Annotated in this window: 3 protein-coding genes; 2 read left to right on the top strand and 1 reads right to left on the bottom strand. The window is 49.7% G+C overall.

What is annotated here, in order from left to right:
* Positions 1-434: 434 nt before the first annotated feature.
* Entirely contained in the window at positions 435-1,334 is a 900-nt protein-coding gene (locus ABYW01_RS19355) for a LysR family transcriptional regulator (RefSeq protein ID WP_372835987.1), read from the bottom strand.
* Positions 1,335-1,541: 207 nt separating this feature from the next.
* On the opposite strand from ABYW01_RS19355, the gene ABYW01_RS19350 reads away from it, so the two are divergent.
* Positions 1,542-2,243, top strand: a complete 702-nt coding sequence (locus ABYW01_RS19350; protein WP_193954018.1) for a CoA transferase subunit A — start codon at positions 1,542-1,544, stop codon at positions 2,241-2,243.
* 15 nt (positions 2,244-2,258) lie between these two features.
* Positions 2,259-2,445 (top strand): CoA-transferase (locus ABYW01_RS19345; RefSeq protein ID WP_372835985.1); only part of this gene is annotated, 187 nt, incomplete at its 3' end.

Here is a 2,445-nt window from a genome sequence, read left to right as displayed (position 1 = left end):
GTGAGGGAGGGATTCGAACCCTCGATACGTTTCCGTATACACACTTTCCAGGCGTGCTCCTTCGGCCACTCGGACACCTCACCGCAAATGTTCTCAGGTGGCATAGCCAGCCCCGATCACATGAGGCGCGTATTCTATTGAGAAAAATCAGCTTCATCAACTGCTTTTTAAGAATTTATCTAAAATTTCTTACATAGCCAGAACGATAGTGAAATATCGGCGATTTTGGGTAGATCGGTGCGGGCAAGAAGGGATTGCACGGAACCGCCTTGCTGACTTAGGGAGGCCCGTGCAGAGAAGTCGCTGTCTTGCTCTACTCTCTCCCTGAGCGGACAACACAACGGCATCCAATGTAGCGATTTGTGGGCTTAAGCGTGTTGATCTGCGACAGTCTTTTACATGAGTCATTACTCAAGAACATTTTGAGCCCCATGCTACTCCAATTGAAACTCGCCCTTTTTCAGTACGTCAATCATTGCGGTTGCCGCCGCTGAAAGTGGATAGCGTTTGCGTGTAAATATACCCACTTTTCGCGTAATCACTGGGGCTTTCAATGGGCGCCAGTGCCCGCCCAGCTGTTCGATCTGCGGGATACAGAGTGACGGAACCACACTGACACCCAGCCCACACACCACCATACGGATGATAGTGATCAGCTGATGTGACTCTAACTCTATATTCAGATTAAATTTTTTCTCTTCTAAGGTTCGTTCAATAACCTCACGAATACTGGACGGTCGCTGCAGTGCAATAAAGGGGTAGGACTTCAACTGATTCCATGTGATTGCATCCTTTTCCAGCAACGGATGATCGGCCGGTAACGCAACAACAAACCGGTCTTCAAACAGGGTTTCAAAATTCAGGTCGTCGATTGAGCTATCAGGTAAAAAAGCGATACCCACTTCTACCCGCCCACTGCGTACCATCTCCACGACCGCCTCAGCCACAACATCCTGCACGGTCACGTTGATATCAGGGTACAACCGGCGGTAGCCGCCTAAAACACTGGGCAGCTGCTGTCCGGCGAAGGATGGCATAGCCGCGATAGAAAGCTTACCGCGCTTCAGGGAGAACAGGTTATGCAACTCCAGCATGGCATCATCCCAGTCTGCCAATAGGCGTTCGGCGACCGGGTAAAACGCCTCCCCTTCCGGGGTCAACGCCAATGTGCGAGTGGATCTTGCCAACAGTGTTCCACCGACCGTTTCTTCCAGGTTTTTGATGGCAATACTCAGAGCTGGTTGCGACAGATAAACCAGCTCAGCCGCTTCGGCAAAACTGCGCGTTTTCGCTACTGCAACAAATGCTTTCAACTGCTTAACGGTTACATTCATAAATAAACTAAATGAATTATTGAAATTTTTAAATTGGATAAATATTACCATCTAATAGATGCTATTCAACATGAAGCGAGCAAACACTCAGTGACACGGTGCCCGAATCACCATGCATGACTGGATTGTAAGCAGGTTGAATTGAACTGTTGCAGAGCAGATGATTAGACGCTCTGGAACTGAATAATAACGAGAGGAGTTCTCCCCATGTCCGGTTTTGACAAGGTGGTAAACAGCTACGAAGAGGCAATGGCAGGTCTGGATAACGACATGACCGTCATCGCTGGTGGCTTTGGTCTGTGCGGTATTCCCGAAGGTTGCATCGCGCAAATCAAAAAAATGGGCGTTAACGGCCTGACCATTGTTTCCAACAACTGTGGTGTAGACGGATTTGGCCTGGGCATCCTGCTGGAAGACAAGCAGGTTAAGAAGATGGTTTCTTCTTACGTGGGTGAGAACGCACTGTTCATGAAACAGTTGCTGGAAGGCGAACTGGAAGTTGAATTGACTCCTCAGGGTACGCTGGCAGAAAAAATGCGTGCCGGTGGTGCTGGCATCCCTGCATTCTATACCGCGACCGGTTACGGCACGCTGGTAGGTGAAGGCAAGGACGTACGTGAGTTCGATGGCCGCAACTACATTCTGGAAGAATCCATTACCGGTGAGTTCGCTATTGTTAAAGGCTGGAAAGCAGACCGTTACGGTAATGTGATCTACCGCCACACAGCGCAGAACTTTAACCCAATGGCGGCAACCGCAGGCAAGATCACTGTGGTTGAAGTGGAAGAGATTGTTGAGCCAGGCGAACTGGATCCAACTCAGATCCACACGCCGGGTATTTACGTCGACCGTGTCATTCAGGGCACTTTCGAGAAACGTATTGAACAGCGCACAGTGCGCGAAGCATAAGGGAGGAGATTCATTATGGCACTTTCCCGCGAACAGATGGCGATGCGCGTTGCACGTGAGCTGCAGGACGGTTACTACGTAAACCTAGGTATTGGTATTCCTACACTGGTAGCGAACTACATCCCTGATGATATGGAAGTTATGCTGCAGTCCGAAAACGGACTGCTGGGCATGGGACAATTCCCAACCGAAGACGAAGTTG

Origin of the sequence: Pontibacterium sp., assembly GCF_041587635.1 — a bacterium.
Taxonomy (GTDB): domain Bacteria; phylum Pseudomonadota; class Gammaproteobacteria; order Pseudomonadales; family Balneatricaceae; genus Pontibacterium.
The sequence above is the reverse complement of the archived record's forward strand: the minus strand, read 5'-3'. Positions and strand labels throughout refer to the sequence as shown.